The following is a 24841-nucleotide window of genomic DNA, read 5'->3' as shown; positions in this document are numbered from 1 at the left end:
GCCCGGCAGCAGGAAAACGCGGCGATTCAGGCCCCCAGAAGGGCAAATCCACCCACTAACCGGGCAGGAACGTCAGCGTTTGCCCTTTTTGCGGGATCCCTTACCGCGACCCTTGTCGGGATTCGGCGCATACCGCTGGGCAACTGCTGGTTTCTTGGCACCCGTTCCACGACGATCCGGCTTGGGCACCTTCTTCGGCTTCTCCTGCTGGGCCGACGGCTGGCGTGAGCTTTGGGCCGTCCGCCCGCGAACGATCCCAATGAACTCTTCAATAATCGGGCTGTCTGTTCCGGCCAACCAGGCCAGGCCGATCTGCGTCCCAGGCGCGCCCGTCAGTTGGCGCATGACGGTTTGCTTGTTGTTCAGGTGGCGCGCAACGGACATGGGCATGATGGCCAGGCCCGCACCGGACGCCACCACCTGCAGGGCCATGTCCGGTCCACCCATTTCCTCGACGTCAAGGAAGTTCTCCTCGGACAAGTCCTCCAGAGCGACTTCCTCGAACACGGAAATCTCGTGCCCCTTGGGAGCGACCACTACGGGCTGCTCTTCATAGAGGGGGATGACATTGAGGCCCTCGCGGTCCACCGGCAACCGAACAAAACTAAGGTCCGCGGAACCGTCACGCAGGACCGAAAGCTGTGCACCGTCGTCGGACATGAAAGCGTGCAGCGGAACGTCAGGCATGCGTTCCTCCCAGCGTCGGATCCACTTCCCAGGGGTCACACCCGCAACATAGGCGAAGCGGAGCTCGACGAGCGTCTCGGGTATTTCAGTGGATTCTTCAGCGGCTGGCACACACTCACAGTACCGGCCAGATACCCTTGAAGCATGACGTCCTCGAACTCCCAGTCCATGAAGCCGGCAACAGTTGCCAAGAAACTCGGCATCTACCTGCCCGCGACACCCCAGGAGTTCCAGGATTCGTCCATCTCCCGCGAGGAATTCGCCGAACTCCAGGCCAACCCGCCGGAGTGGCTCGCGGACCTGCGCCGCAACGGCCCGCACCCGCGCCCGGTTGTCGCGCAGAAGCTGAACGTCTCCATCAGCGGCCTCGCCCGCGGCGGCGTTGAAGAAGCACTCACGACGGCGGAAATCACCGAGCTGCTGCAGGCTCCCCCGCAGTGGCTGGTTGTAGAGCGCGCCACGCACGCCGCCGTCCGCGCCGAAGCACAGCGCGTCAAGGACGAGGCTGCGAAGAAGGCCGCCACAAAGGAAGCCAAGGACAACGCTGCCGCCAAGCGCGACGCCCCGAAGGCTTCCAAGCGCGACCACGCGTAGGTTTTGCTGGGCTGTGGCCGGGGCTGAGGTCCCGGCCACAGCTGTTTAATCAGTCTTGATGCAGCTGAACCCAGTTGCCGCAGCCGTCGTCGAACACTGCGCTGATGCCGGAAGGATCCTCGGAGGGCTCGCCCTTGAACGTCACGCCAGCTGCAACCAAGCGCTCAAACTCGGCCTGCACATCGGGTACGCCGAAGACGATTGCCGGCATACCGGCGTCGTACACGGCGTTCATGTAGTCCGCGCCGATCGGGTTGTCGCTGGGCTCCAGCAACAGTCCCACCGAACCGGCGTCGGCGCCGGGATCCTTGATGATGAACAGATGATGTTCGGGCATGGCCATCAGTGTCTCGAAGCCCAGCGTCTCCGTATAAAACGTGTGAGCTGCGGCTGGATCTTTGACGTGGATGCTGCACATTTTCAGTCTCATGCTGCCTAGGCTACGCCCCGGGTACGACGGGATGGCAGCGTGGGAACACCCTCAGCCGGACACCACACCCCCGCGCGCAAGGGTGAATTGTCCGCGAGGCGGGGTTCCACGGCAGGACCCCACCCGCGCCTCGCGTCCGCGAAGGCACAGGCGCATACTGAAATCACAGCAGTGCGTACTCGCTTGGAGGTGGTCCAATGCCCGCCATGATGCTCCTGTGGGGCCTAGCCTTGGTGCTCGCAACAGCGGCAACCACGTTTGTCCTCCACAGAAAACTCACTCGTGGGCGCGGCCCGGAACCGGACACGATCTTCTGGGATCTCTTCGCGGGCCTGGTGGTGATTCTTCCCGCCATCCTGGTTCCTGCCGTGGAGTGGGCACCAGCTGGACTCATCATGGTCTTCGTTGCGGTGGCCACCGCAACAGGAACATTGGCCTCCAGTCGCCGGGTGGACCGGATCCACGCAGCCGAGCCCGGGCGTCGTGCCGGCTTCGCGGAAGCAGCGGCCCGCCACGCGAGCATTCTCCAGCAGTGGCGTCGCTATGAACTCGATCCTGGGCAGGCGATCGACTATCCGGCCATGACGGACATCGCCAAGGCGGAAACCGCGGCACTTGCTCTGGCCATGAGGGAAGCCGAGCATTGCCGGGTCACTGCCGGCACCGACTACCGGGCCGCCGTCGAGCGTCTTGCCCAGGCACTGATCGAAGCGGAACGCGCGGCAGGGGTGCCGCGAGCCGGACTATCCACGCCGAGATGACACTTCACACCCATCCCGGCGTGAAGTGCCAACTCGGCGGAAGTAGCTAGGCGACGGGGAGCGCGCTCAGCTTGTGAGCCTCGACGATGCGGGCGGCAGTCGCCTGCCCCATGCGGACGGCGCCGTCAACGTGCTGGTATCCCTCGGCTGCGAGGTCGGACGAGGACCAGTAGATCGGTCCCACGTTCGCGTGCTGGTCCTTGCCATAGCGGTGCAGGCCGCCCAGGTCATAGCTGGACGCATACGCGCCGCGGGTCCATTCCTCGGAGCCCCAGTCGGATTCGTAGTAGACCTCGGGGGTCAGGGCCTTGTCGCCCAGGAATCCGGCGATTGATTCGAGGATTGCCTTCTTGCGGTCTTCGGCACTGAGTTCGAAGACGGCGTCGGCCTTTTCGTCGGACACGAAGCCCACCAGGGTGCCGCGGGAATCGCCGTAGTTGGTGTTGTCGTAGACCTCCTGGACCAGCGCGCCAGCGCTGAATCCCGTGCCGGACAGTCCGGCTTCACGCCAGAACGGCGTCTCGTAGACGGCGTGCACCTTGATGACGAGGCCCAGCGACTGGTGCTGGTGCATCTGGTGCTGGCGACGCGGCAGCGGCGGGTTGAAGGAAACGCGCGAGTACAGGTTCGGCGGCACCGCCATGATCACATACCGTGCGTTTACCGTGGCCTGCTCAGACTCAACCGTCACGCGGTCGGCGTCCCAATTGATGGTGCGAACCGGGCTGTTAAGTACGACGTCGGAACCCAGCTCGGCTGCCTGCAACAGCGAAACCTGCTGCATGCCGCCGATAACGCGCTTGTCCAGGATGAAGTCCTCATCCGTCAGGTGCGTGAAGGACCCGGCAGAGGCTGCCATGAGGACTGCCTGCAGTGCGGAAAAAGCGTGTGCCGGCTTGGTGAGCATGCCGCCGGCGATGAAGAGGCCGATGTTGTTGCAGGCTTCCTCGTCGTTGGAGTTCCGGCGGAGCCAGTGGTGGAAGGAGATGGTGTCCAGTTCACGGGCCTTGGGGTGTGCCCAGGGCTCGGTGGGACCGATCTCCGCGGCGAGCTCATCCAGGATGGAGACGAGCTTGTCCATCTCGGCCTTGGTGGTTTCGTTGACCGGGAACGTGTCGCCCGTGTACTGGGTGCGCTTGCCGTCTTCGCCGATGTAGACAGATTCGCCGTCGCGGTAGCGCGAGTACATTTTCAGACCCAGCTCGTCCAGAAGTTCCATGAGGACCGTCTGGTCCGGGGAAACCCACTGGCCGCCGATTTCCAGCATGGCGCCATCGACGGTGTCGGTCCACGTGCGGCCACCCACGCGGTCGCGCGCTTCAAGCACTGCGACGCTGAGTCCGGCCTTTTTCAGTTCGCGTGCCGCCGTCAGCCCTGACGGTCCGGCACCGACGATCACAACGTCGCGATCAAGATTCTGCATGATGTCCTCTCCGTGGCCGTCCGTTGTTGGCTGACCAATAAATGAATGGCATTCATTTATGTCCATAATAGCGCTGGAGTCGGCCGGTGTGAAGACCCGGTGGAATAATGCTGGGGACACAGGCAGCAGAAAGGCCTCCGATGCCCGCACCCACCCCCGCTCCAGACGCCTCGGCCCAGCCCACAGGCCCATTGCGGCGCCGCGCCGGCCGGCCGATGGCTCGGATCCTGGATCAGGACGGCATTACGACGGCGGCGCTCGAGTTAATCAGCAGCAAGGGTTACGACGGACTCACCATGGCGGCCCTGGCGCGCTCACTCGGCGTAGCACCGTCTGCGCTATACAACCACGTGACCTCGAAGGATGAGGTCTTGTTGCTGCTTGAGGACCACTTGGCCGCCATGGTTGATGTGTCCGCATTTGGGGCGGAGCCGTGGGATGTTGCCGTACGCCGCTGGGCTTGGTCCTACCGGGATGTGTTCTCGGAGCATACGCCGCTGATCCCGGTTATTGCCGTGCTGCCGGTGGCGAACGCCCCGAAGACCCTGGCCATGTACGAGGCCGTGACCGCCGGTTTCCGCGAGGCCGGGTTCCCTGAAGAAAAGATCATCTCGGCGATCGTGGCTCTGGAAGCCTTCGTGTTCGGGGCCGCCTACGACGTCACCGCGCCGGAGGACATTTTCGACGCCGGCAGCCTCGCCGAGCAGGTCCCCAACTTCACGGCCGCTGTGGACCGGCTCGCCGCGGAGCGGCATACACGGCCGACGGATGTTGCTTTTAGCTTGGGGCTCGAGGCGCTGATCGCGGGGTTCGGGGCACTGCGCGGGTAGGTTTTGAGGAGGTCGTCAGGGCCCGCCCACCGCCCTCTAGCGGGCGCCAACCACCACGACCTCGAACGTTGTGGACCCCGGCTGGAAGAACTTTGCGTTCACCACGGCGAGCGTGTCACCGAACAGGGCCGCCGTCGTCGGAGTCTGGAAGAGCCCACTGGTGATGACACCCTTCAGCTTCCCGGATTCCTGGTCATCGTCCAACACGAACCTGCTGACCTGGTTGAGCATGTTCTGCACCGCCCAAAGCTGGTTGCCCTTGACTACGATGCCATCGACGGCGGGAACGCTGACGCCGTCGATTATTTCACTTGCACCCGTAGCAGGGTCGACCGTGTAGAGGGCGCCGTTTCCTGAATGGGCGACGATGAGGCTCTCGCCATCCGGAGTTGCTGCGATGCCGTTGAGGTTGAACTGCGACGAGGTGTCAGCCGCGGGACCGTACAGAGGAAGGGTCCGGACACTGCCGAGTTCGCCATCCTGCCCAACCGGAACAAGGTACAGTTCAGCGGCCACGGAATTCGTGAACCAGGCGCCTTCAGGGGTCAGTGCGACGTCGTTGATAAACGCTGGACCAGTGGTCAGTTGGAGCACGGCGACCGTCTCGCCGGTATCCGTGTTGTAGACGTAACCTTGCCCAGTCCCGCCCCCAGCGACAAACAACAGGCTGTTGCCCACATCCGCGGTCATCCCGACAGCCGCCCTGCCATCAGGCACGTCGATGAAGAGCGACGCCGTATGTTGGCGGACGTCGCCACGGAAGATGTCTCCGCGTCCAAGGTCTCCGGCGTAGAACGTCGTTCCTGCGCCGGCGGCAATTCCTTCGGCCGATGAGGCTCCAGGCAGGGGGATGAGGTAATCCGCGGCCCGGGCGGCGGAGGCCAGCGGCGCCGGGCCGAAGAAGGCCGCGAGCACGAGGGCGACGACGCCCACAACGGCGCGGCGCACACCCCTGGTTCGGGGCCGTGACGAGGCTCGGCGCGGGAATCCGCCCCGAGCACTGACAGTGCTGTGGTTTGAGTGACGCATGATGCTCCCTGGATCAGGTTCCGGCGGAACAGGTCCCCGCCATCTGCGGGAGCTCCGCCGATTGTGCTGTCAGTCTAGGCACCGGCGTGACGGCTTGCCAGAGCTCTCGGAACACAATCTCTTGTATTACAAGTTATACACTTGTATCCTAAGTATCAGGCAATGATGCCCAGACTCTTTAGGAGAATCAATGAGCCCCGTAGATCTCATCCGGCACGTCAAGCTGTCCACGGCTCGATTGCCCCTCACCGTACCGATCAGCGACGCCAAGGTCTTCACCGGCCGCCAGAAGCCGATGACCGAAGTAGTGTTCCTGTTTGCCGAGATCACCACCGAACAGGGCCACAGCGGCATCGGCTTCAGTTACTCCAAACGCGCCGGCGGCCCGGCCCAGTACGCCCACGCGAAGGAGGTTGCTGAGGGCATCATCGGCGAGGACCCCAACGACATCGGCAAGATCTACACCAAGCTCCTCTGGGCCGGCGCCTCGGTTGGGCGCTCCGGTGTGGCAACGCAGGCCCTGGCCGCCATCGACATCGCGCTCTACGACCTCAAAGCCAAGCGCGCCGGACTCCCCCTGGCCAAGTTGCTGGGCTCGTACCGCGACTCCGTTCAGACGTACGACACCTCCGGCGGCTTCCTCAACGCCACCTTGGACGAGGTCAAGGCACGTGCCACCCGGTCCATCGAGGAAGGCATCGGCGGCATCAAGATCAAGGTGGGCCTGCCGGACTCCAAGGAGGACCTGCGCCGCGTTGCCGGCGTACGCGAGCACATCGGCTGGGACGTCCCGCTCATGGTGGACGCCAACCAACAGTGGGACCGTGCCACAGCGCTCCGCATGGGCCGCCAACTCGAGGAATTCAACCTCATCTGGATCGAGGAGCCGCTGGATGCCTACGACTTCGAGGGCCACGCGCACCTCGCCCAGGTGCTCGATACACCCATCGCCACGGGTGAAATGCTCGCGTCCGTCGCGGAACACAAGGGCCTCATCAATGCCAACGGCTGCGACATCATCCAGCCGGACGCCCCGCGGGTCGGCGGCATCACCCAGTTCCTGCGCCTCGCCGCCCTTGCCGACGAACGCGACCTGGGACTGGCACCGCACTTCGCCATGGAAATCCACCTTCACCTCGCCGCTGCCTACCCCCGGGAGTCGTGGGTAGAGCACTTCGACTGGCTCGACCCGTTGTTCGAGGAGCGTCTGGAGACCAAGAACGGCCGCATGATCGTCCCGGACCGCCCCGGACTTGGCGTCACGCTGAGCGGGCAGGCCCGCGCTTGGACCACGGAATCCGTGGAGTTCGGCGCGTAACCTTGAAGCCATGAGCCGAAACCTGACCACGGACCTCGCCGCCGACCTTCGCAACCGCATCGTCGACGGCGTCATCCAGCCAGGTGAGAAGCTCCCCAGCGAAAACACCCTCATCAGCGAGTACGGGGTGAGCAGGACCGTGGTCCGCTCCGCCCTGACCCGCCTGCAGGCCGAGGGACTGGTGGAAACCGAACGTGGGCGGGGCAGCTTCGCGCTGACCCCGCCTGCAGACGGTCCCACGCAAGCGCCCGGAACAAGACCGGTTGTCAGCGTTGAAGACCGCCTCCAGATGCTCGATTTCCGGATCGGCGTCGAAACCGAGGCAGCCGCGTTGGCAGCACTTCACCACACGGACCGGCAGTTGAAGGCGGCGCATGGCGCCTTGGAACAGTTCACCGCAAGCTCCGGCCATCCGGCGCACGCCATGAAAGCAGACTTTGAATTCCACAGGGCCGTAGCTGCAGCGTCCGGCAATCCCTTTTATACGGACTGCATCACCGCCCTGGGCCAAACCATGATCACCATGCCCCGCACACGCCTGGTCACAGATGATCAGGAAGATTCGGCGGAAGGCTTCGCGCAAGTGGTTCACGAGCACGCGTCCATCTATGCAGCCATTGCCGACCGCGACCAAGTTGCCGCTGCGGCAGCAATGCGACTTCACCTGAGCAATTCACGACGCCGGTTCAAGACTTCCGCGCGCGGCTGACCTCCCGCTTCGCAGCCCAACTGAGTCGCATTAGTGCGCGTTTTGAGCGCTCAGAACGCGCACTAATGCGACTCAGTTGGGGGAAGATAACAAAAAGAGCCCCGGTCCTAAGACCGGGGCTCTTTCCTCTGCGTGCGCGAGGGGGGATTTGAACCCCCACACCCTTTCGGATACTGGCACCTGAAGCCAGCGCGTCTGCCGTTCCGCCACTCGCGCGCAACTTCTTTTGAGGACATTCTGCCGGTCTCCCAGCTTCGTTTCCTTCAAAAGCAGCGAGATCAAGCATAACGGACATTCCGTGCAAAACACCAATCGAGCCAAAGCCGCCCCCTAACATCGGCTGAACGGCGCGGGAATTTCGCGCCACGCGTCCCCCGTGATGACGGGCCCGAACCGAACTTTTCCGGGTCGCCGGGCGTTGTGAATTAAGGCCATTCACAGTCATGCCCAGTAGTATCGGGAAGTGGAAGGGCCATGCGGCGCGCACTTCAGTGTGTGCGCGGACAGGCTGTTGGAGCAGGCACCACGGGTGTCGCGGCAAGGAAAGGAGAAGGACCATGGGTTTGCTGGACAAAGTCGAGCGCGGCATTGAAAAGGCAGTCCGCAACGTCTTCTCCACGGGGTCGCGGGCACGTGTTGAACCGGTGGAAATCGCAAGCAAGCTCCGGCGGGAATTGGACAACAAGTCCATAACCATCGCCGCAGGCCGCACCCTCGCTCCCAATGTATTTGACGTCATGCTCAGCGATGACGATTTCACCAGGGCCCAGGAATGGGGAACTCCGCTGGCTGAGGAACTCTGCGACGTCGTTATTCAGCACGTCCGCAGCCAGGGCTACACGCTCCAAGGTCCCGTCCGAATTTCGTTCCGCCGCAATGACCAGGAACGTGCCGGACACTTCGAGATCAACTCCCGGACCGAGAAATCGTCCGACGCCGCCGCTCCCGCACCCCCGGCTCCACGGCCCAACGTTCCTGCGGCTCCTGCACGGCAGCCCACCCGCGTCCAGCCTGTCCTCGATATTGGCGGGCAACGCTACTCGCTGAACGCCCAGTCCGTCATTCTGGGGCGCTCTTCTGAAGCTGACATTCTGGTGGATGACACCGGTGTGTCCAGGAAACATCTCGAGGTTCGCACGCAGAACGGCAGCACGTGGGCCGTTGATCTCGGCTCCACCAATGGCAGCTACGTCAATGGCCATAAGGTCAACGGCAGCGTGGAACTCACTGACGGCTCAACCATCACGATGGGACGTACAAAGATCATTTTTCGCCTCCTCCCCCTGACCTCGGGTGGCCACGCGTGAACGACATCAGCGAACTGACTATTACAGCGCTGCGGTTCGGGTTCCTTCTGCTGCTGTGGGTCCTGATTTTCAGCATCGTGTCCACCATGCGCCGCGACTTCATGATCGGCCGCAAGGCTGTAACCGGCGCCCCCACGGCCCGCGAAGTCCGCAAGCACCCCGAGTTGGCAGCGGCGCCGCCACCAGCCATTCAGCACGCGCGGAACCTCGTGGTCACGGAAGGTCCGCTGAAGGGCACCACAGTGCCGCTGGCTGCGAGCCCCATTCTGCTTGGCCGCGCCCAGGAGGCCACCCTGGTCCTTGAGGACGATTACGCGTCAGGCCGTCACGCACGTTTGTTCCCCCAAGGCAGCCGCTGGTTCATTGAGGACCTCGGCTCCACCAACGGCACCTACCTGGCCGATCAACAGCTCACCCGCGCCCTGCCGGTGGAGCTTGGCGTCCCCGTGAGAATCGGCAAGACGGTCATCGAATTGAGGCCGTAGTCCATGGCCTCCCCCGAGACCACCGAAGGCAAGGAAAAGCCCGCGGAGCGCCCCCTGATCATGCGCTACGCCGCGCGTTCCGACGTCGGCCGGATCCGCTCCAAGAATGACGACTCCGCTTATGTGGGCCGCCATCTTGCCGTCGTGGCCGATGGCATGGGTGGTCACGCCGGCGGCGATGTCGCCTCCGCTTCCACCGTCCTGGACATGATCCATCTGGATCATGACGATTACCCGGACGGCGCAGAAACGGTTCTTGCTGACGAGATCCAGACCGCCAACTCGCTGCTTTCGGAGTTGGTGCACCTCAATCCGAAGCTTTCCGGCATGGGCACCACGGTGACCGCCCTCTTGCTGGAAGGGCGCAAGCTCCATTTCGCCCACATCGGCGACTCCCGCGCTTACCGCCTGCGCAACAAGAAATTCGAGCAGGTCAGCGTAGACCACACGTTCGTCCAGCGGCTCATCGACGAAGGGCGCCTGCGCCCCGAAGAGGCCGAGACGCACCCACACAAGAACGTCCTCATGCGCGTCCTGGGGGATGTCGACGCCAGCCCGGAGCTCGACCTGGACGTTCTGGACGTTGAGCCCGGCGAACGCTGGCTGCTCTGCTCAGATGGCCTGAACTACGTGGCCGGCCACGTCGTGGAACGCATGGTCCGTGAAACCAAGGACCTCCGCGAATGCGTGGAAATCCTGGTTGACCTGACCCTTGAAGCCGGCGCCCCGGACAACGTCACCGTAGTGATGTTGGAGATCGCGGAAGAAACCGACGACGACGTCAGCACGGCCGCCGTCGACGTCGTTCCTGCCGCGGCGCTTGCCGCCGTGGACGAGCCCAAAGTCCCTTCGGCTTCAAAAGACGCCACGGAAGTGGTCGCCGAAAAGGCGGCCGAAGACGATGCCGGGGAACCCGGGTCCAAAAACAACGCCACCCCGCTGAAGGCCGCCGACGCAGCGGAACCCGAATCCGGCAAAGAACCTCCCGCCACCACGGATCCGCATCTTGGCGAGCACCTCTCCGCGGAAGTCCTCCGCGAGGAACTGGCCAGCCGGCCCCACGAACTTGTCGGCGCCGCCGCAACGGCCGCCGAAACCGGCTCCATCCCCACTGTCGCCGGACGCAGCGTGGCCCGCAGGGCTGCCACGGTCCTGACGCACAAGGCCGAACAGGACCGGCTGGACATCGACGAAGTACCTAGGCGCCGCCTCCGCTGGCTCACACCGGCTGTCGCCGCGTTCGTGGTGCTTGGAGTCGTGGTGGGCCTGTGGCTCGGCTATGCCTGGACCCAAACCCGCTATTACGTCGGCGAGTTCGATCAGCGCGTGGCCATTTACAACGGCATCTCGCAACGGCTTGGACCCATCCAGCTATCCAGGCTCGAGGCCGTCACGGACATCCGGGTGGAATCACTTCCTGAATACGGCCAGCAAAGCGTACGCCAAACCGTTCCCGCAGCAGATCTTGGAGACGCGCAGCGCATTGTGGAGAACCTGAAGAATTACGGCAGCACCTCTGCGAGTTGCCCGAGCACATCCGCCACGCCTACGCCCACCTCGACTGTCCCCGTGCCAAGTACAGCGGCCATTGCCACTCCTACGCCGTCCCCTGTCCCGACTCCCTGCGAGGCGGCCAAATGATCCAGACCGAGACTGCACCCAAGCCCCGCCGCAACGTTGAGCTCCTGCTCATCGTCCTGGCGTTGGCTGTGGGCATTGGGGCAAGCGCCCTTGTCAGCATCAATTCCGAATCCGGGCTGGACCGCGATTTCTGGTTCCAGTCGAGCCTGCTCGCCGTCGCGGCCTTTGCCTTCCACGTTGTCTTGAGGCTCCGCGCCAAATATGCCGACCCGGTAATACTTCCGATCGTGGTTGCACTGAACGGTTTGGGCCTGGCACTGATCCACCGCATGGACGGCCCCACGGATGACACAGGGAACAACCAGCTGCGTTGGACCCTCATAGCCATGGCTGTCTCGATTGCCGTGATCTGGTTTCTGAAGGACCACCGCATCCTGCGGCGTTTCACCTACATTTCCTTGGCAGCGAGTGCGTTCCTGCTGATCCTTCCGCTGGTCCCCGGAATCTCTGCCGGTGAAGTACTCGGTGCGAGTGTTTGGATCCGCATTGGCCCCATGACGTTCCAGCCCGGTGAAATCGCCAAGATCACTTTGGCCATATTCTTCGCCGGTTATCTTTCCTCCAACCGGGACCTCATCCTGCTGGCGGGCCGGAAGATCGGGCCCATGCAGTTCCCGCGATTCAAGGACCTCGGTCCCATGATCACGGCGTGGCTCGTGAGCATCGGCGTCCTGGTGTTCCAGCGCGACCTCGGCTCCTCCGTGCTGTTCTTCGGCCTTTTCATCGTCATGATCTACGTCGCTACCAGCCGCATCTCCTGGGTGGTCATTGGCGTTGCCCTGATCCTTGGCGGCGGATTCATCGCCTCCCGCATTTTCTCGCACGTCGCTTTCCGCATCGACAGCTGGATCAACGCCTTCACGCCCGAGGTCTTCGGCAGGTCGCCGGGTGGCAGCGGACAGATTGTCCAAGGACTCTTCGGCATGGCGGACGGCGGATTGGTGGGCACTGGCCTCGGCCAAGGCAGGCCCGATCTGGTGCCTTTCGCCAACAGCGACATGATTGTGGCACTCATCGGTGAGGAACTGGGCTTGATCGGCCTCTTTGCCGTGGTGATGCTGTACCTGCTGCTCTTCACGCGTGGCTTCCGGGCGGCTCTGGGCACCCGGGACGCGTTCGGTAAATTGCTGGCTTGCGGACTCTCATTCGCGATTGCCCTCCAGTGCTTCGTGGTGATCGGCGGTGTCACACGACTCATCCCGCTGACCGGTCTCACCACCCCGTTCCTGGCCGCTGGTGGGTCCTCGCTCCTGGCCAACTGGATCATCGTGGGCCTGCTGCTCATGATCTCCAATACGGCCCGCGGACCGGTGGACACGACTCCCATGATGGATGAACCGCCTGCTGCGTTGGCTTCTGTGTCGAACAAGTCCGGAGCAAGCAAAGCAGCACCCAGCAAACCTGCAACAGGCAACAATCCGGCCGCACGGAAGCCCACTGTGGCTCCGACGGCAGGCGCACCAACAGAGGCGGTGAAGCAACAATGAACCAGGCCATACGAAGTTCCTGGATGGCTGCCGTCGCCATGTTCGCATTGATTTTCGGTGCCATCAGCTATGTACAGGTCATTGGCGCGGACGACCTCAATGCCAACCCATGGAACCAGCGCGCCATCCTGGCGAGCTTCTGCAATGACCGCGGCGCGATCATCGTCGCCGGCAAGCCGATTGCCGAGTCCGTACCGGCAACTGAATCGTGCGCGTTCCAGCGCAAGTACACACAGCCCGAGCTCTACGCCGGCATCACCGGCTACTTCTCCAAGGGCTTTGGCTCCACAGGCCTTGAACAGTCGCTGGGAGACACGTTGGCGGGCAACTCCGACCAACTGTTCCTGGACCGCGTCAGCCAAATGTTCCTCGGCAACGAGCCGAAGGGCGCGTCGGTGGAGTTGACGTTGGATCCCGCCATCCAACAGCTGGCCTATGACCTCATCCCTGAGGGACAGCGCGGTTCGATCGTGGTGACCAACCCGAAGACCGGTGCCATTCTGGCCATGGTTTCCAAGCCGTCCTACGATCCGAATCTGATCGCTACGCACGACACCACTGCCGCCCGGGACAACTATGCCGCGCTGAACCAGATTCCAGGCATCAACCTGAACCAGAACGTCAGTGGTCCCACCGGCAACTTGCTGTCTCCCGGCTCGGTCTTCAAACTCGTCGATACTGCAGCGGCCTTGAACTCGGGCAAGTACAACAAGGACAGCGAACTGCCGAACCCCAGTAGCTTGCCGCTGCCTGGATCCAGTGCAAGCCTGCCCAACTACGCGGGCGGCAACTGCAACGTGCGCGAAACCGCGTCCTTCGTGTTCGCGCTTGAGCAGTCCTGCAATACGCCGTTCGCGAGCATCGCGCTGGACCTCGGCCAGGACGCCATCCGGGAGCAAGCCGAGAAGTTCGGCTTCGGCGACTCGTTCGGCGATCAGCTCAAGCTCCAACAGGCCATCAGTGTGTTCCCACCCGACCTTGACCAGGCCCAGTTGGCCCAGTCAGCTGTTGGGCAGCGCGACGTCAAGGCCACGCCCCTTCAGATCAACCTGATGACGGCGGCAATCGCCAATGGGGGTGTGCAGATGAAGCCGAACCTGGTGAAGACAGTCCGCGCGCCCGACCTTCGCGTCATCAGCGAAACCAAGCCCGAAACCCTGCGCACCAGCACCACGCAGCCGATCGCGAGTCAGATCACGGAGTGGATGACCAGTGCGGTCTCCAACGGCATCGCCAAGGGTGCCGCCGTTCCGGGCGTGCAGGTAGCCGGCAAGACCGGTACCGCTGAGCTCGGGGATTCAGGTTTGAACAACTCATGGTTTACCGGGTTCGCCCCGGCGAACGATCCGCAAGTGGCCGTCACCATCGTCATGGAAGGTGTGGATGTGCTCACTGGCGCCAAGCTAACCAGTCCGAACGCAAAGAAGATTTTTGAGGCGGTGTTGAATAAGTGAGGCCTACTTCGGGAATCACACTCGGCGGCAGGTTCCAGCTGACCAGTCGCATTGCGATTGGCGGCATGGGCGAGGTCTGGAAAGCCAAGGACCAAATCCTTGGCCGGATCGTTGCCATTAAGGTACTCAAGGAGGAATACACGGGAGACCCCGGCTTCCTTCAGCGTTTCCGCGCCGAGGCACGTCACACCGCACTCCTCAACCACGTGGGCATCGCCAACGTCTTCGACTACGGCGAAGAGGCAGGTTCGGCCTACCTTGTGATGGAGCTCGTCCCCGGACACCCGCTGAGCGGCCTCCTGGAACGTGAACAGGTCCTGTCGCCGGACATGACGCTTTCCATCATTTCCCAGACCGCTCGCGCCTTGGCTGTGGCGCACGCCCAAGGCTTGGTGCACCGCGACATCAAGCCCGGCAACTTGCTGATCACACCCGAGAACCGGGTGAAGGTCACCGACTTCGGCATTGCCCGTTTGGCGGATCAGGTTCCGCTGACGCAAACCGGTCAGGTCATGGGCACTGCTCAGTACCTGGCACCCGAGCAGGCCACGGGGCAGACGGCAACAGGCTCTTCGGACATATATTCCTTGGGCGTTATCGGTTATGAGTGCCTCACTGGACACCGTCCGTTCTCCGGCGAATCCCAAATCGCCATTGCCCTTGCCCAAGTCAATGACGCGCCGCCGCCGCTTCCGGAAACGCTGCCCACGCCGGTTCGTGCACTGTTGATGTCCATGCTTGCCAAGGACCCCAAGAACCGTCCGGCCAACGCCATCAAACTGGCTGAAGCTGCCGAAGCCATCCGCAACGGCGATATCGCCGCTGCACACGCCGCGGTCCCCGGAATGCTCCTTTTTGAGGGCACCACCGGCCCCATCACGGCCCCGGTCAACACAGCCACGGCTCCTACTGGAGTGGTCACCTCACCGTTCGGCAAAGAGCAGTCCACGACGGCGACTTCCGCACTTCCGGTGCTGGGCGCCGGTGCCGCTGCGGGCGCAGCCGGTGCAGCTGCCGGTATGTCGGCAGCTGCGGCTTCCAACCCGCTGTCGCGTGCCAACGCGCTGGAGGCCGAGCGCCAGTTGAGTGACGCTGAAGAAACATACGACGATGAGGACCGGTACGACGAGCCGGAACCTGAGCGCAAAAAGCGCAGCCCGTGGACCTGGCCCCTCGTGGGTCTGATCCTCTTGGTGCTCTTTGCGCTGATTGGATTCCTGATCACCCAGTCCGGTTTCTTCTCGCCCAGCCCGGGACCGAGCGAGTCCACGTCGAGCAGCGCCAGCCGCTCATCCAGTCCCACGTCCAGCTCCGCGACTCCTACCCAGACGCAGTCCTCGCCTGCCCCGACGCCAACCCAGTCGACTCCGCAGCAGATCAACCTGATCCCTGAGGAGTACTTGGGGCAGCAGTTCGAGACAGTACGTGCAGCGCTCACAGGCCTCGGCTTGGGTGTGGACGGCCAGGAAGTCTTTGATAATGCCCCCGTCGGAACAGTCACCAAGTTGAACCCGACGGGCCGCGTCGACCCCGGAACCACCATCACGGTCCAGTACTCCAAGGGACCGGAAATGGTTTCAGTTCCCACCATCGGCGTCGGCGCTACCGAAGACCAGGTCCGGGCACTCATCGAGGGAGCAAACCTGCGCTGGGTACCGGGCGATCCGGTGAACGGTGCAGTTGGACAGGCACCGGGCACGTTTGTCAGGTCCGAACCCGCTGCCGGGACAAGGGTCGCCGCCGGTTCCGTGGTCACTTATCACCTGTCCCGCTCCATTGTTCCCACCAATCCCGGCTCCGGGTCCGCCACGCCCAGCGGCAGCCCGAGCAACTAAGTAAGCGCCATGTCTACCCCACGGCCCGGTCCGGCGCACAGAGAGGAGAGCACTCCTGTGTCTTCTGAGCGCATCCTCAATGGTCGGTACGAACTCGGTGACTTGATCGGTCGTGGCGGCATGGCCGACGTCTACCGGGGAACGGACACGTTGCTGGGACGGACCATTGCCGTCAAAGTACTGCGTGCGGACTTGGCACGTGATCCTCAGTTCCAGGCGCGGTTCAAACGCGAGGCCCAGGCGGTCGCAGCGCTGAACCACCCCTCGATTGTCGCCATCTTCGATACTGGCGAGTACTCCGTACCTGGCGGGCCTGGAGAGGACGTCCGGGTGCCGTACATCGTGATGGAGTTCGTCTCCGGCCGGACCCTTCGGGACATGATCAAGGCAAACGAGCTGAGCGTTAACGATTCCGTCGGCTACACGCTTGGTGTGCTCGCAGCCTTGGAATACAGCCACCGGGCCGGGATTGTGCACCGTGACATCAAGCCCGCCAACGTGATGGTCTGCGGCGACACCGGTGAAGTCAAGGTCATGGACTTCGGCATAGCCCGTGCCATGGCGGATTCCGCGGCCACCATGACCCAGACGCAGGCAGTGGTGGGCACTGCACAGTACCTATCGCCGGAGCAGGCCCGTGGCGAAACTGTGGACGCCCGCAGCGACCTCTACTCAGCCGGTTGCCTCCTCTACGAACTGCTGACGGGCCGGCCACCGTTTGTCGGCGACAGCCCGGTGTCCGTGGCTTACCAGCATGTCCGCGAAACTCCAGACCTGGCAAGCACACACAATCCTGACGTGTCCGAGGCTTTGGACTCCGTAGTGGCGAAAGCGCTGCAGAAGGGACGCGCCGACCGTTTCCAGGACGCCGCTGCCTTCCGGCGGGCCTTGCGTGCAGCAAGCAACGGCATCGCGGTCCCGGCGCTGTCGGCGAGCGAGGCACCAACCGATCCGAACGACCTTGTGGATGCGAAAAACCCGTCCACGGAACTGCTGAGCCCCACGGCAGTAGGCGCCCTCGACGCCAGGGAGCTCGCAGGGCAATCGGACGACCGCGCGTTCGACACGATGTCGCTGCAGGCCACCGACGCGTACGAGACGTACAACGATCAGCCGGACGCCTATGGTGAGCAGCCCGATGGCGCCCTTCCCTTGGACCTCCCACCCGAACGTGAGCGGTCCCGGCGCCAGAAGTCCCGCCGTCGTGCGTGGACGGCAACGCTGCTGATTTTCACGCTCATCATCCTCGCCGGTGCAGGATTCTGGATCTACAGCATCATGAACCTCCAACCGCAGGCCCCCGCGAAAGTCGCCGTGCCGGTGGTTGCGAACATGGCCGAGGCCCAGGCGATGCAGGAACTGTACTCAGCCAAACTGGTGCCCAAATCAGTTCGTGTTCCCAATGACAAGGTGGCCAAGGACATGGCCATCGGCACGTCGCCAACGGCTGGTTCCATGGTGGAGCAAAATGCGGAAGTCATCCTGAACATTTCCAGCGGACCCAGCTCGGTGACCATTCCGGCGGACATCGTCGGGCGCACCGAGGGAGACGCGCGCGACGCCCTGAGGCGGCTTGGGATTACCGGAGACATCACCACCACCAGGACCCACAGCGCCACGGTCCCCATCGGCTTGGTCATCAACACTGCTCCGGCACCCGCCGGTGCCATCGCCACCGGAACCAACGTCGAATTGCTGGTATCCAGTGGCAAGGTCCTGATGCCGCAGCTGATCAGCCTGACGCAGGATGAAGCGGCTGCCCTCCTGAAGGAAAACGGCCTGACGATGAACGTTGTCGAGCAAGAGAACACACAAGTAGCGCCCGGCAAGGTCACCGCACAGAGCGTTGCGGTCAACACCGAGGTGGATCAGGGCGCGGCCATCACGGTGACGGTGGCAAAAGCCCCCGCACCGGAACCCACCACAAACCCAACGGAAACGCCAAGTCCCAAGCCCACGGAGTCCAAGAAGAGCTGAAACCGGCCGCGGCAGCCTGGCAAGCTACTGCTTAATCAGCGGGCTCAGCTTCGACGCGCGTTCGGCGGCACCGGTCATGCCGAGGGATTCCAACCAGTTGCCCAGCATCTGGTAGCCGCCCTCAGTGAGCACGGATTCGGGGTGGAACTGGACGCCGCACAGGGGGGCTGTCTTGTGCTGCAGCCCCATGACGACGCCGTTGGTGGTTTCCGCGGTGATCTCCAGGACGTCGGGGATCGAGTCGCGTACGGCAGCGAGTGAATGGTACCGGGTGGCTGTGACGGGCGAGGGGAGGCCTGCGAAGACGCTCTTGCCGTCGTGCTGGACCGGAGAGGTCTTCCCGTGCATGAGTTCGGGCGCGTGGGTCACCACGCCGCCGTAGGCCTCTGCGAGGGCCTGGTGGCCCAGGCAGACACCGAACATGGGCTTGTTGTGGTCGCCGCACCATTTGATGAGCTCGATGCAGACGCCGGCTTCAGCAGGCGTACCCGGGCCCGGTGAGACCAGGACGCCGTCGCGCGCGGCGGCGAGTTCGGTGGCCTCAGCGAGGGTCACGTCGTCGTTGCGGACCACGGTGGTCTCTGCGCCGAGTTCCTGAAGGTAGCCCACCAATGTGTAGACGAAGCTGTCGTAATTGTCGACGACGAGGATTTTTGTAGTGCTCATGGCTGCTGTACTGAACCAATCGTTGAGTCGGTCAAAGTGGTGAACTGCGAAATCCAAGGGAACAGGAACTGGACCATAAGGACCAGCGCTGCTGCCACCAAAGCCAGGGATGTGAGGATCCGTACCCAGAGGGGTCCGGGCAGGTGGCGGAAGATCCATGCGTACATCTCTTACCCCTTTCCTTGTGCTTGGGCTACTTGGGCGGCGATTTCCGACGGCGGTCCTGCTGAGGCCGGTTGCCAGCTGTCCAGGAGGGAGTAGGCGATGATGCGTTCCTGGGAGCCGAAGCGTGGGTTGCAGCTTGTCATGGTCAGGATGCTTTCCTGCGGCTGGACCCCGGGCTGCGTTGGCACAGGCATGAGGACGTCGGAGCGGTTTGGCAGCACGATTTGGTTATTGCGGAATACGTACGTGTAGTAGCCGTCAGCCGTTTGAACGTAGATCTTGTCTCCGGGAACAAGCGTGTGGATGCTGTCCAAAACAGCCCCATGGGTCTGCCTGTGGCCGGCAACGGCGAAGTTGCCGGGAGCTCCAGGCATGGTGGTGTTCCCGTAGTGGCCGAGTCCAAGGGTGTCAAGGACATCCGAACCGGTGCCCTCGATGATGGGCCGGGTGTAGTCCGCACCGAAGCGCGGGATGTACATGATCCCGATCGTCTTTCCGTAGCCGGGTGCGGCGGTTACCACTGGCTGCCCGTAATCCGCAGGTGCGGATGGTGTGGCCGGAGTGACCGGTCCAGTGAATTCCTGCGCGAAACTCTTCACTGCCTCAGTCTGCTTCGCATCAGCTTCAACATTGGTCCACCACAGCTCCCAACCGACAAACAGGAGCAGAATGACCCCGCCGGTGATCAGGAGTTCGCCCAGGATCTGGCTGATTTTACGGATGACGTCCGAGGTACGAAGACGGCGCTTGGGAGGCCCTCCCCGCGACTGGCCGTCCGACGGCACGGCAGCAGCCGTCGTCGTCTGCTGGTGCGCCACGGGGTCTCCTCGTCTCGGGCGCGGGCGGCGCGGGCGTGCCCCGAGTTCCGGCTAGACTTGACAGCTAGTACGAACCCGGAATGCCGCGTGGCCGTTGACCGCTGGAATCTTCCTTCCTGCAGGATACCAAGGCGAGCACCCACGGGTTTTATTCGACAGCCCAGGAGGATCCGTGCCCGAGTCCAAGCCCCGCAAGCGGCCTGCCCGTCAGGACCAGCAGACTTCCGCAGCGCAGCAGTACAAGCCGAACCCGGTTTGGTACAAGCCGGTAATGTTTGGCCTCATGATCCTTGGCCTGCTCTGGATCATCACGTTCTACATCACCGAGGGCCGTTTCCCCGTCCAGGAGTGGGCTTCCTGGAACATCGTGGCAGGCTTCGGCATTGCGATCGTGGGCTTCCTCATGACCACCCGCTGGCGCTCGTAGGAAACTCCAACCTCACATATCGGTGCCGCGGAACGTCTACAGGACATGAACACCAGGCACAGCACCATGGATTCTCCGCTGGGGCAGTTGACGCTGACGGCCCGCGGGGACTTTTTGACGGGCGTATTCTTCGAGGGCCACTGGCATATGCCGCCACCTGGGCATTTTGGCGCCCCTGCCGGCATGGATGATCCTGTCTTCGCGCAGACCAGTAAAGAGCTGGACGAGTATCTGAACGACGGGCGCGAACGTTTCGACGTGATTTTCGAAGCGCGGGGCAATGCTTTCCAGGAGAAGGTCTGGGAGCGGCTCCAACATATTCCTTACGGGGAAACCGTCAGCTACGGGGAACTGGCTGCCGAGATGGGCGACCCTCACTTGGCGCAGGCCGTGGGCTCAGCGGTTGGCCGCAATCCCATCAGCATCATCATCCCGTGTCACAGAGTCGTGGGCCGGAACGGGCAACTCACCGGATATGCCGGCGGACTTGAGAACAAGCGTTTCCTCCTTGAGCTGGAGGAGCCAGCTGCGGTGAAGGAAAGCAAACTCTTCTGATGCAGCCCAGGCAACCGGCCGGGCCGAAGAGGCCGTTCGAGGCAATCGTCCAAGAGCACGGCGGCACCGTGCTCAGGGTGTGCCGTGCGGTGCTGGGTGAGCACGACGCAGAGGACGGCTGGTCCGAAACCTTCCTGGCAGCCTTGCAGGCGTATCCCGAGCTTCCTGCGAACGCCAATGTCCAGGCTTGGCTGGTGACGATTGCCCATAGGAAGTCCATCGACCTGATCCGGGCACGGAATCGCCGCGCCGTTCCCGTCGACGAACCACCGGAGCGTCCCTCGCTGCTCGGCATCCCAGGTGACGGACACGCCGAGGTGCTTGACGCCGTCGGGCAATTGCCGCCAAAACAGCGGCAAGCCGTGGCTTATCACTACCTGGCCGGGATTCCCTACAAAGACATCGCCGCCTTGGTGGGCGGCACACCAGAGGCCGCACGGCGGGCGGGGGCGGACGGCGTCAAAGCACTCCGCACTGCGCTCACGGCCGAGCACGCTTCCTCCATGACAGGAGAAATCCGTTGACACTCGAATCAGTACCTGACCAGACATCCGTTGCCGCGCTTCTTGAGCCTCTCGACCACGAGCTCGCTCCAGCACTGGACCGCCTGCATGCGCGACTCGCCCGGCAAGCCCAAGAGCTTCACCGCCTGGACATCGCCTACAGGGTTGTCGAGTCGCCCATTGGCAGGCTTCTGCTGGCCGCCACCGAACAGGGCATCCTTCGGGTGGCTTTCGATCTGGAGAACCACGACGCCGTGCTGCAGCTTCTGGCGGACAACGTGAGCCCGCGGATTCTGGAGGCTCCTGCGCGGCTTGATGAGGCCGCACGAGAACTCGACGAATACTTCCGCGGAACTCGACGGGCCTTCGATCTTCCCTTGGATTTCCGTCTGTCACGCGGGTTCCGACTCAGCGTTCTGCACCACTTGCCGGACATCGCCTACGGCAGCACAGAAAGCTACGCGCAGGTGGCATTGGCCGCCGGAAGCCCCAAAGCCGTTCGCGCGGTCGGCACGGCCTGCGCCACCAACCCATTGCCTGTGGTTGTTCCGTGCCACCGTGTGGTGAAATCCGACGGCAGCTTCGGCGGCTACCTGGGTGGGGTCGATGCCAAGCGCACGCTCCTCGCCCTTGAGGCGGCGGCATGAGCGACGACGCCCTGTTTCCTTTAGAGCTGGTTCGTCAGGACACGCACGACGCCGGGCCGCGCCTGATTGCCCCGGGTGCAGTCCAGGTGCCGGGCTGGCTGACTCCGGAGCAGCAGCGGTGGATTGTGGACCGCTACGGCGAATGGACCCAGGGTCCGGTCCCTCTTCGCGCCGCCACGCTGCCGGGCGGCCATCAGATGTCCGTTCGCACCGTATGCCTGGGCTGGCATTGGAAGCCCTACAGCTACTCAAGGGAAGCAAGCGACGTGAATGGTCGCCGCGTCCTTGAGTTTCCCGACTGGATGGTCCGTTTGGGGCGTCAAGCCGTTGCCGCGGCCTACTCGCCGGAGATTGTTGAGGATCCGTCCTTGGCCGAGTTGGCCGTCAACTACACGCCGGACGCCGCACTGGTGAACTTCTACAACGACGGCGCCGCCATGGGGATGCACCAGGACAAGGACGAGCGGTCGAACGCACCCGTAGTGTCGCTGAGCATTGGGGACACCTGTACGTTTCGTTTCGGCAACACCGAAACGCGGACCAAACCCTATACCGACGTCGAGCTCCGCTCCGGGGACCTGTTTGTCTTTGGCGGTGCCTCTCGGTTTGCCTATCACGGGATACCAAAAGTCCTCCCGGACACGGCACCTGACAGCTCTGGACTGTCCCATGGACGGATAAACATCACCATGCGCGTCACGGGACTGTCCTAGCCGCCGGGCCCAGAATTGTCGTAACCACCGGGCAGAATGTCCCCAACAGCATCTTTTGAAGGCGGGCCCACTCCGAGCGGGCCGCAGAGGAGTAGAAATGACCCCGGCAGAGAGCGGCACCATCATCGGCGGCGATGGCCTGGCACGTCCCCTATGGGCTGCCTCGGATCCGCTCATGCAGGCTTACTACGACCAAGAATGGGGCATGCCCGTTCGTGACGAACAGGGCCTGTACGAGCGCATCAGCCTCGAGGCCTTCCAAGCCGGCCTCTCTTGGGCCACCATCCTCCGTAAGCGCGACGCCTTCAGGAAGGCCTTCCTGGACTTTCATCCAGAGAGCGTGGCCGAGTTCACAGAAGCCGATGTCGAGCGGCTCATGCTGGATGCCGGCATTGTTCGCAACCGCCTGAAGATCCTGGCAGCGATCACTAATGCGAAGGCCACCATAGCGTTGCGCGAGGAAGGCGGTTTGGTTGATTTCGTGTGGTCCTTCAAGCCTGAATCAACTCCGTCTCCGCAGACCCTTGCCGATATCCCCACCACCTCGCCGGAATCCATCGCGTTGTCCAAGGCACTCCGCAAGAAGGGCTTCGCCTTCGTCGGTCCCACTACTATGTACGCGCTGATGGAAGCCATCGGGATTATCGACACCCACCTGGTAGACAGCCATCGCCGGGGGACATCCGGCGTCTGGCACTGAACTCACAGAGCGCGGTTGTTGTCCACAAAAGTGTGTAACTTTATCCACAGGCGTGGATAACTTATGTGGACATCCACTGATTTCGGCCCAAAATCCCCGGCATCGGGAGTATTTTCGGTCGTTCGGCGGCGGGCGAGAGTTATACCCACTGTGAATGACGCTGTGGATAGCGTTCGCAGCTTCACCGAATGTTCACCCACTTGGCGTTGCCGGCTTCACGCAGACCATCATTCAGCCCCGTTGCGCGCACCAACTGTCACGCGTACGGCAGTCCGGCCTGGAGCGGGGGCGCCCTCAGAAGCTCAGCCGACTTACCCACTTAACAACAGGGCCATACCCACAAGTTATCCACAGATGGGGACAACTTGTGGGTTTCACTGTGAAGATCCGCGCAATGACAGGCCTGGAGCGGGTACTGCTTGTCCTGAACTACAGCTATGTAAGTTATTAACATTGTTGATAAGCCTGTTGATAGTGGCCCGTGTCGGGCGGGATTAACAGGGTTATCCACATCCAGGCTCACAGTGCCCTAGTTGTCCACAAAACAACACGCGACGGGGACAAAGTTATCCACAGCTGTGGACAGATTCATACCATTCCGGGGATATCTACGGCTTGAGAGGCCCAGATCAGGCGATCTTGAATAACTACATCCATGTAAGTTACGCACAGTGTGGATAACAGTTGTGGATAACGCTCCTGAAAGTGCCATTGACCGGCCATCAGCACCGGCGTAGCCTTTGATGTATTCAAGGAAATAGTTGTTAAAACAATCGCTTGAATACAGATCAGGATGGTACGTCGCAGGGGAGCAGTATGAATCAAGCAGCAGAGGTCACCGCGGCCCAGGAAATCCTTGCAGAAGAGGACCGTCTCAACCGTGCGTTCATGGCTCTGGCTGACCCCATGAGGCGGAAGATCGTCGCACGATTGGCCAAAGGTGACGCCACTGTCAACGAGATCGCGGCTCCGTTTCCTGTGACCCTGCAAGCCATATCGAAACACCTCCAAGTGCTTGAAGGTGCAGGGCTTATCACCAGGAGCAGGGACGCCCAGCGCCGTCCGTGCCACCTGAACACGGCCGCGCTGGGACCATTGGCAGCGTGGATCGAGGGCTACCGGCTCAGGGCCGAGGAACGCTTCCAGCGGCTCGACGATTTGCTGGCAGCCCAAGAAAAGGCGAAATCATGACCACCAAGGAAGACACTGTTATCGAGGCACCGCCAGGTACGCCGTTCATGGAGACCCGCAGGGAATTCGACGCGGCACCGGAAGGGGTGTTCAGAGCGTTCACAGACCCCGAACTCGTCAAGCAATGGCTGGGCCCACGCCGACTCACCATCAGGATCGAGGAATTCGACGCCCGCGCGGGTGGAACCTATCGGTACTTCCACACCGATGTGGACGGAAAGGAGTTCGGGTTCCGCGGGGTCTTCCACGACGTCCAGGAGCCACGGCTCCTCATCCAGACGTTCGAGTTCGACGGCGCCCCGGACCAAGTCAGCTTGGACACCACCTGGTTCGAGGACCTCGGCGGCCGGACCAGGCTGGTGCAGCGCTCGGTTTTCCTGTCGGTGGAAGCCCGGGATATGGCATTGGCCACCGGCATGGAGTCAGGCATTGTGGAGTCGATGGAGCGCTTGGACGAACTCCTGCGCTGACGCGCAGCGCAAGTTTGTG

At 62.8% G+C, this 24841-nt stretch carries 27 protein-coding genes and 1 tRNA gene; 20 read left to right on the top strand and 8 right to left on the bottom strand.

Going from position 1 to position 24841, the window contains the following annotated elements; all coding sequences use genetic code 11:
* Positions 1-72 precede the first annotated feature (72 nt).
* The gene (locus tag ACIQC5_RS16010) at positions 73-798 is read right to left on the bottom strand and encodes a LysR family transcriptional regulator substrate-binding protein (protein ID WP_400284309.1); all 726 of its coding nucleotides are present in this window, start codon (positions 796-798) and stop codon (positions 73-75) included.
* A gap of 33 nt (positions 799-831) precedes the next feature.
* On the opposite strand from ACIQC5_RS16010, the gene ACIQC5_RS16005 reads away from it, so the two are divergent.
* Positions 832-1281 (top strand): DUF5997 family protein, encoded by a 450-nt coding sequence (locus tag ACIQC5_RS16005; RefSeq protein WP_400284306.1) that lies wholly within the window; start codon positions 832-834, stop codon positions 1279-1281.
* 49 nt (positions 1282-1330) lie between these two features.
* On the opposite strand, the gene ACIQC5_RS16000 is transcribed toward ACIQC5_RS16005, so the two are convergent.
* A complete protein-coding gene (locus ACIQC5_RS16000; protein ID WP_400284303.1) occupies positions 1331-1711 on the bottom strand; it encodes a VOC family protein in 381 nt (126 codons plus the stop codon).
* A 197-nt stretch (positions 1712-1908) separates the two neighbouring features.
* On the opposite strand from ACIQC5_RS16000, the gene ACIQC5_RS15995 reads away from it, so the two are divergent.
* Complete coding sequence (locus ACIQC5_RS15995) at positions 1909-2472, top strand: hypothetical protein (RefSeq protein ID WP_400284301.1); 564 nt, start codon at positions 1909-1911, stop codon at positions 2470-2472.
* Between the two features lie 46 nt (positions 2473-2518).
* On the opposite strand, the gene ACIQC5_RS15990 is transcribed toward ACIQC5_RS15995, so the two are convergent.
* Positions 2519-3895, bottom strand: coding sequence for a flavin monoamine oxidase family protein (locus ACIQC5_RS15990; protein ID WP_400284298.1), 1377 nt, complete (start codon positions 3893-3895; stop codon positions 2519-2521).
* Positions 3896-4002: 107 nt separating this feature from the next.
* Here ACIQC5_RS15990 and ACIQC5_RS15985 point away from each other — a divergent pair, with 107 nt between their 5' ends.
* Entirely contained in the window at positions 4003-4725 is a 723-nt protein-coding gene (locus tag ACIQC5_RS15985) for a TetR/AcrR family transcriptional regulator (RefSeq protein WP_400284295.1), read from the top strand.
* Positions 4726-4761: 36 nt separating this feature from the next.
* Here ACIQC5_RS15985 and ACIQC5_RS15980 read toward each other — a convergent pair whose 3' ends face one another.
* Entirely contained in the window at positions 4762-5754 is a 993-nt protein-coding gene (locus ACIQC5_RS15980) for a hypothetical protein (RefSeq protein ID WP_400284292.1), read from the bottom strand.
* 190 nt (positions 5755-5944) lie between these two features.
* On the opposite strand from ACIQC5_RS15980, the gene ACIQC5_RS15975 reads away from it, so the two are divergent.
* Both ACIQC5_RS15975 and ACIQC5_RS15970 read left to right on the top strand, forming a co-directional pair.
* Entirely contained in the window at positions 5945-7072 is a 1128-nt protein-coding gene (locus tag ACIQC5_RS15975) for a mandelate racemase/muconate lactonizing enzyme family protein (protein ID WP_400284289.1), read from the top strand.
* Between the two features lie 10 nt (positions 7073-7082).
* Entirely contained in the window at positions 7083-7781 is a 699-nt protein-coding gene (locus ACIQC5_RS15970; protein WP_400284287.1) for a FadR/GntR family transcriptional regulator, read from the top strand.
* Positions 7782-7914: 133 nt separating this feature from the next.
* Here ACIQC5_RS15970 and ACIQC5_RS15965 read toward each other — a convergent pair.
* Positions 7915-7997 (bottom strand) — tRNA-Leu (locus tag ACIQC5_RS15965).
* 341 nt (positions 7998-8338) lie between these two features.
* Here ACIQC5_RS15965 and ACIQC5_RS15960 point away from each other — a divergent pair.
* The 7 genes from ACIQC5_RS15960 to pknB are packed head-to-tail and all read left to right on the top strand — an operon-like array spanning position 8339 to position 17967.
* Positions 8339-9088, top strand: coding sequence for an FhaA domain-containing protein (locus tag ACIQC5_RS15960; protein WP_400284284.1), 750 nt, complete (start codon positions 8339-8341; stop codon positions 9086-9088).
* 5 nt (positions 9089-9093) lie between these two features.
* A complete protein-coding gene (locus ACIQC5_RS15955; protein WP_400284526.1) occupies positions 9094-9573 on the top strand; it encodes an FHA domain-containing protein in 480 nt (159 codons plus the stop codon).
* A gap of 3 nt (positions 9574-9576) precedes the next feature.
* Positions 9577-11214, top strand: a complete 1638-nt coding sequence (locus ACIQC5_RS15950) for a PP2C family protein-serine/threonine phosphatase (protein ID WP_400284281.1) — start codon at positions 9577-9579, stop codon at positions 11212-11214.
* Positions 11211-12701: an FtsW/RodA/SpoVE family cell cycle protein gene (locus ACIQC5_RS15945; protein WP_400284278.1), complete on the top strand. Its 1491-nt coding sequence runs from the start codon at positions 11211-11213 to the stop codon at positions 12699-12701. Before ACIQC5_RS15950 ends, ACIQC5_RS15945 begins: the two co-directional genes overlap by 4 nt.
* Entirely contained in the window at positions 12698-14155 is a 1458-nt protein-coding gene (locus ACIQC5_RS15940) for a penicillin-binding transpeptidase domain-containing protein (protein ID WP_400284275.1), read from the top strand. Before ACIQC5_RS15945 ends, ACIQC5_RS15940 begins: the two co-directional genes overlap by 4 nt.
* A complete protein-coding gene (locus ACIQC5_RS15935) occupies positions 14152-15990 on the top strand; it encodes a protein kinase (RefSeq protein ID WP_400284272.1) in 1839 nt (612 codons plus the stop codon). Before ACIQC5_RS15940 ends, ACIQC5_RS15935 begins: the two co-directional genes overlap by 4 nt.
* 9 nt (positions 15991-15999) lie before the next feature.
* Positions 16000-17967: a Stk1 family PASTA domain-containing Ser/Thr kinase gene (pknB, locus tag ACIQC5_RS15930; RefSeq protein ID WP_400284269.1), complete on the top strand. Its 1968-nt coding sequence runs from the start codon at positions 16000-16002 to the stop codon at positions 17965-17967.
* A 24-nt stretch (positions 17968-17991) separates the two neighbouring features.
* On the opposite strand, the gene ACIQC5_RS15925 is transcribed toward pknB, so the two are convergent.
* Genes ACIQC5_RS15925 through ACIQC5_RS15915 form a run of 3 tightly spaced genes read right to left on the bottom strand, consistent with a single transcriptional unit; the run spans position 17992 to position 19616 of the window.
* Positions 17992-18633, bottom strand: a complete 642-nt coding sequence (locus ACIQC5_RS15925; protein ID WP_400284266.1) for an aminodeoxychorismate/anthranilate synthase component II — start codon at positions 18631-18633, stop codon at positions 17992-17994.
* Entirely contained in the window at positions 18630-18800 is a 171-nt protein-coding gene (locus ACIQC5_RS15920) for a hypothetical protein (RefSeq protein ID WP_400284264.1), read from the bottom strand. The genes ACIQC5_RS15925 and ACIQC5_RS15920 overlap by 4 nt, the downstream gene beginning before the upstream one ends.
* Before the next feature lie 3 nt (positions 18801-18803).
* A complete protein-coding gene (locus ACIQC5_RS15915) occupies positions 18804-19616 on the bottom strand; it encodes a class E sortase (RefSeq protein ID WP_400284261.1) in 813 nt (270 codons plus the stop codon).
* Between the two features lie 172 nt (positions 19617-19788).
* On the opposite strand from ACIQC5_RS15915, the gene ACIQC5_RS15910 reads away from it, so the two are divergent.
* The 8 genes from ACIQC5_RS15910 (at position 19789) to ACIQC5_RS15875 (ending at position 24822) form a co-directional block, all read left to right on the top strand.
* Complete coding sequence (locus ACIQC5_RS15910; RefSeq protein WP_400284258.1) at positions 19789-20043, top strand: cell division protein CrgA; 255 nt, start codon at positions 19789-19791, stop codon at positions 20041-20043.
* A gap of 45 nt (positions 20044-20088) precedes the next feature.
* On the top strand, positions 20089-20598 hold the full coding sequence (locus tag ACIQC5_RS15905) for a methylated-DNA--[protein]-cysteine S-methyltransferase (RefSeq protein WP_400284255.1): 510 nt from the start codon (positions 20089-20091) through the stop codon (positions 20596-20598).
* Positions 20598-21122, top strand: a complete 525-nt coding sequence (locus tag ACIQC5_RS15900) for an RNA polymerase sigma factor (RefSeq protein WP_400284252.1) — start codon at positions 20598-20600, stop codon at positions 21120-21122. The genes ACIQC5_RS15905 and ACIQC5_RS15900 overlap by 1 nt, the downstream gene beginning before the upstream one ends.
* Positions 21119-21748: a methylated-DNA--[protein]-cysteine S-methyltransferase gene (locus tag ACIQC5_RS15895; protein WP_400284249.1), complete on the top strand. Its 630-nt coding sequence runs from the start codon at positions 21119-21121 to the stop codon at positions 21746-21748. The genes ACIQC5_RS15900 and ACIQC5_RS15895 overlap by 4 nt, the downstream gene beginning before the upstream one ends.
* Positions 21745-22461, top strand: coding sequence for an alpha-ketoglutarate-dependent dioxygenase AlkB family protein (locus ACIQC5_RS15890; protein WP_400284246.1), 717 nt, complete (start codon positions 21745-21747; stop codon positions 22459-22461). Before ACIQC5_RS15895 ends, ACIQC5_RS15890 begins: the two co-directional genes overlap by 4 nt.
* A gap of 97 nt (positions 22462-22558) precedes the next feature.
* A complete protein-coding gene (locus ACIQC5_RS15885; RefSeq protein WP_400284243.1) occupies positions 22559-23161 on the top strand; it encodes a DNA-3-methyladenine glycosylase I in 603 nt (200 codons plus the stop codon).
* Positions 23162-23977: 816 nt separating this feature from the next.
* Positions 23978-24352 carry an ArsR/SmtB family transcription factor gene (locus tag ACIQC5_RS15880; RefSeq protein ID WP_400284241.1) on the top strand — a complete coding sequence of 125 codons (375 nt, stop codon included), beginning with the start codon at positions 23978-23980 and terminating at the stop codon, positions 24350-24352.
* Positions 24349-24822, top strand: a complete 474-nt coding sequence (locus tag ACIQC5_RS15875) for an SRPBCC family protein (protein ID WP_400284238.1) — start codon at positions 24349-24351, stop codon at positions 24820-24822. Before ACIQC5_RS15880 ends, ACIQC5_RS15875 begins: the two co-directional genes overlap by 4 nt.
* The last annotated feature ends 19 nt before the right edge of the window (positions 24823-24841 follow it).

Origin of the sequence: Paenarthrobacter sp. NPDC092416 (assembly GCF_044755025.1) — a bacterium.
Classification (GTDB): domain Bacteria; phylum Actinomycetota; class Actinomycetes; order Actinomycetales; family Micrococcaceae; genus Arthrobacter.
The sequence above is the reverse complement of the archived record's forward strand: the minus strand, read 5'-3'. Positions and strand labels throughout refer to the sequence as shown.

Bases quoted from the DNA above. Each gene is read 5' to 3' on its own strand.
- ACIQC5_RS15975 (WP_400284289.1), top strand. From the start codon at position 5,945: ATGAGCCCCGTAGATCTCATCCGGCACGTCAAGCTGTCCACGGCTCGA.
- ACIQC5_RS16005 (WP_400284306.1), top strand. From the start codon at position 832: ATGACGTCCTCGAACTCCCAGTCCATGAAGCCGGCAACAGTTGCCAAG.
- ACIQC5_RS15990 (WP_400284298.1), bottom strand. From the start codon at position 3,895: ATGCAGAATCTTGATCGCGACGTTGTGATCGTCGGTGCCGGACCGTCA.
- ACIQC5_RS15905 (WP_400284255.1), top strand. From the start codon at position 20,089: ATGAACACCAGGCACAGCACCATGGATTCTCCGCTGGGGCAGTTGACG.
- ACIQC5_RS15880 (WP_400284241.1), top strand. From the start codon at position 23,978: ATGAATCAAGCAGCAGAGGTCACCGCGGCCCAGGAAATCCTTGCAGAA.
- ACIQC5_RS15875 (WP_400284238.1), top strand. From the start codon at position 24,349: ATGACCACCAAGGAAGACACTGTTATCGAGGCACCGCCAGGTACGCCG.
- ACIQC5_RS15890 (WP_400284246.1), top strand. From the start codon at position 21,745: ATGAGCGACGACGCCCTGTTTCCTTTAGAGCTGGTTCGTCAGGACACG.
- ACIQC5_RS15920 (WP_400284264.1), bottom strand. From the start codon at position 18,800: ATGTACGCATGGATCTTCCGCCACCTGCCCGGACCCCTCTGGGTACGG.
- ACIQC5_RS15995 (WP_400284301.1), top strand. From the start codon at position 1,909: ATGCCCGCCATGATGCTCCTGTGGGGCCTAGCCTTGGTGCTCGCAACA.
- ACIQC5_RS15900 (WP_400284252.1), top strand. From the start codon at position 20,598: ATGCAGCCCAGGCAACCGGCCGGGCCGAAGAGGCCGTTCGAGGCAATC.
- ACIQC5_RS15925 (WP_400284266.1), bottom strand. From the start codon at position 18,633: ATGAGCACTACAAAAATCCTCGTCGTCGACAATTACGACAGCTTCGTC.
- ACIQC5_RS15985 (WP_400284295.1), top strand. From the start codon at position 4,003: ATGCTGGGGACACAGGCAGCAGAAAGGCCTCCGATGCCCGCACCCACC.
- ACIQC5_RS15945 (WP_400284278.1), top strand. From the start codon at position 11,211: ATGATCCAGACCGAGACTGCACCCAAGCCCCGCCGCAACGTTGAGCTC.
- ACIQC5_RS15960 (WP_400284284.1), top strand. From the start codon at position 8,339: ATGGGTTTGCTGGACAAAGTCGAGCGCGGCATTGAAAAGGCAGTCCGC.
- ACIQC5_RS15940 (WP_400284275.1), top strand. From the start codon at position 12,698: ATGAACCAGGCCATACGAAGTTCCTGGATGGCTGCCGTCGCCATGTTC.
- pknB (WP_400284269.1), top strand. From the start codon at position 16,000: ATGTCTACCCCACGGCCCGGTCCGGCGCACAGAGAGGAGAGCACTCCT.
- ACIQC5_RS15970 (WP_400284287.1), top strand. From the start codon at position 7,083: ATGAGCCGAAACCTGACCACGGACCTCGCCGCCGACCTTCGCAACCGC.
- ACIQC5_RS16000 (WP_400284303.1), bottom strand. From the start codon at position 1,711: ATGAGACTGAAAATGTGCAGCATCCACGTCAAAGATCCAGCCGCAGCT.
- ACIQC5_RS15950 (WP_400284281.1), top strand. From the start codon at position 9,577: ATGGCCTCCCCCGAGACCACCGAAGGCAAGGAAAAGCCCGCGGAGCGC.
- ACIQC5_RS15885 (WP_400284243.1), top strand. From the start codon at position 22,559: ATGACCCCGGCAGAGAGCGGCACCATCATCGGCGGCGATGGCCTGGCA.
- ACIQC5_RS15980 (WP_400284292.1), bottom strand. From the start codon at position 5,754: ATGCGTCACTCAAACCACAGCACTGTCAGTGCTCGGGGCGGATTCCCG.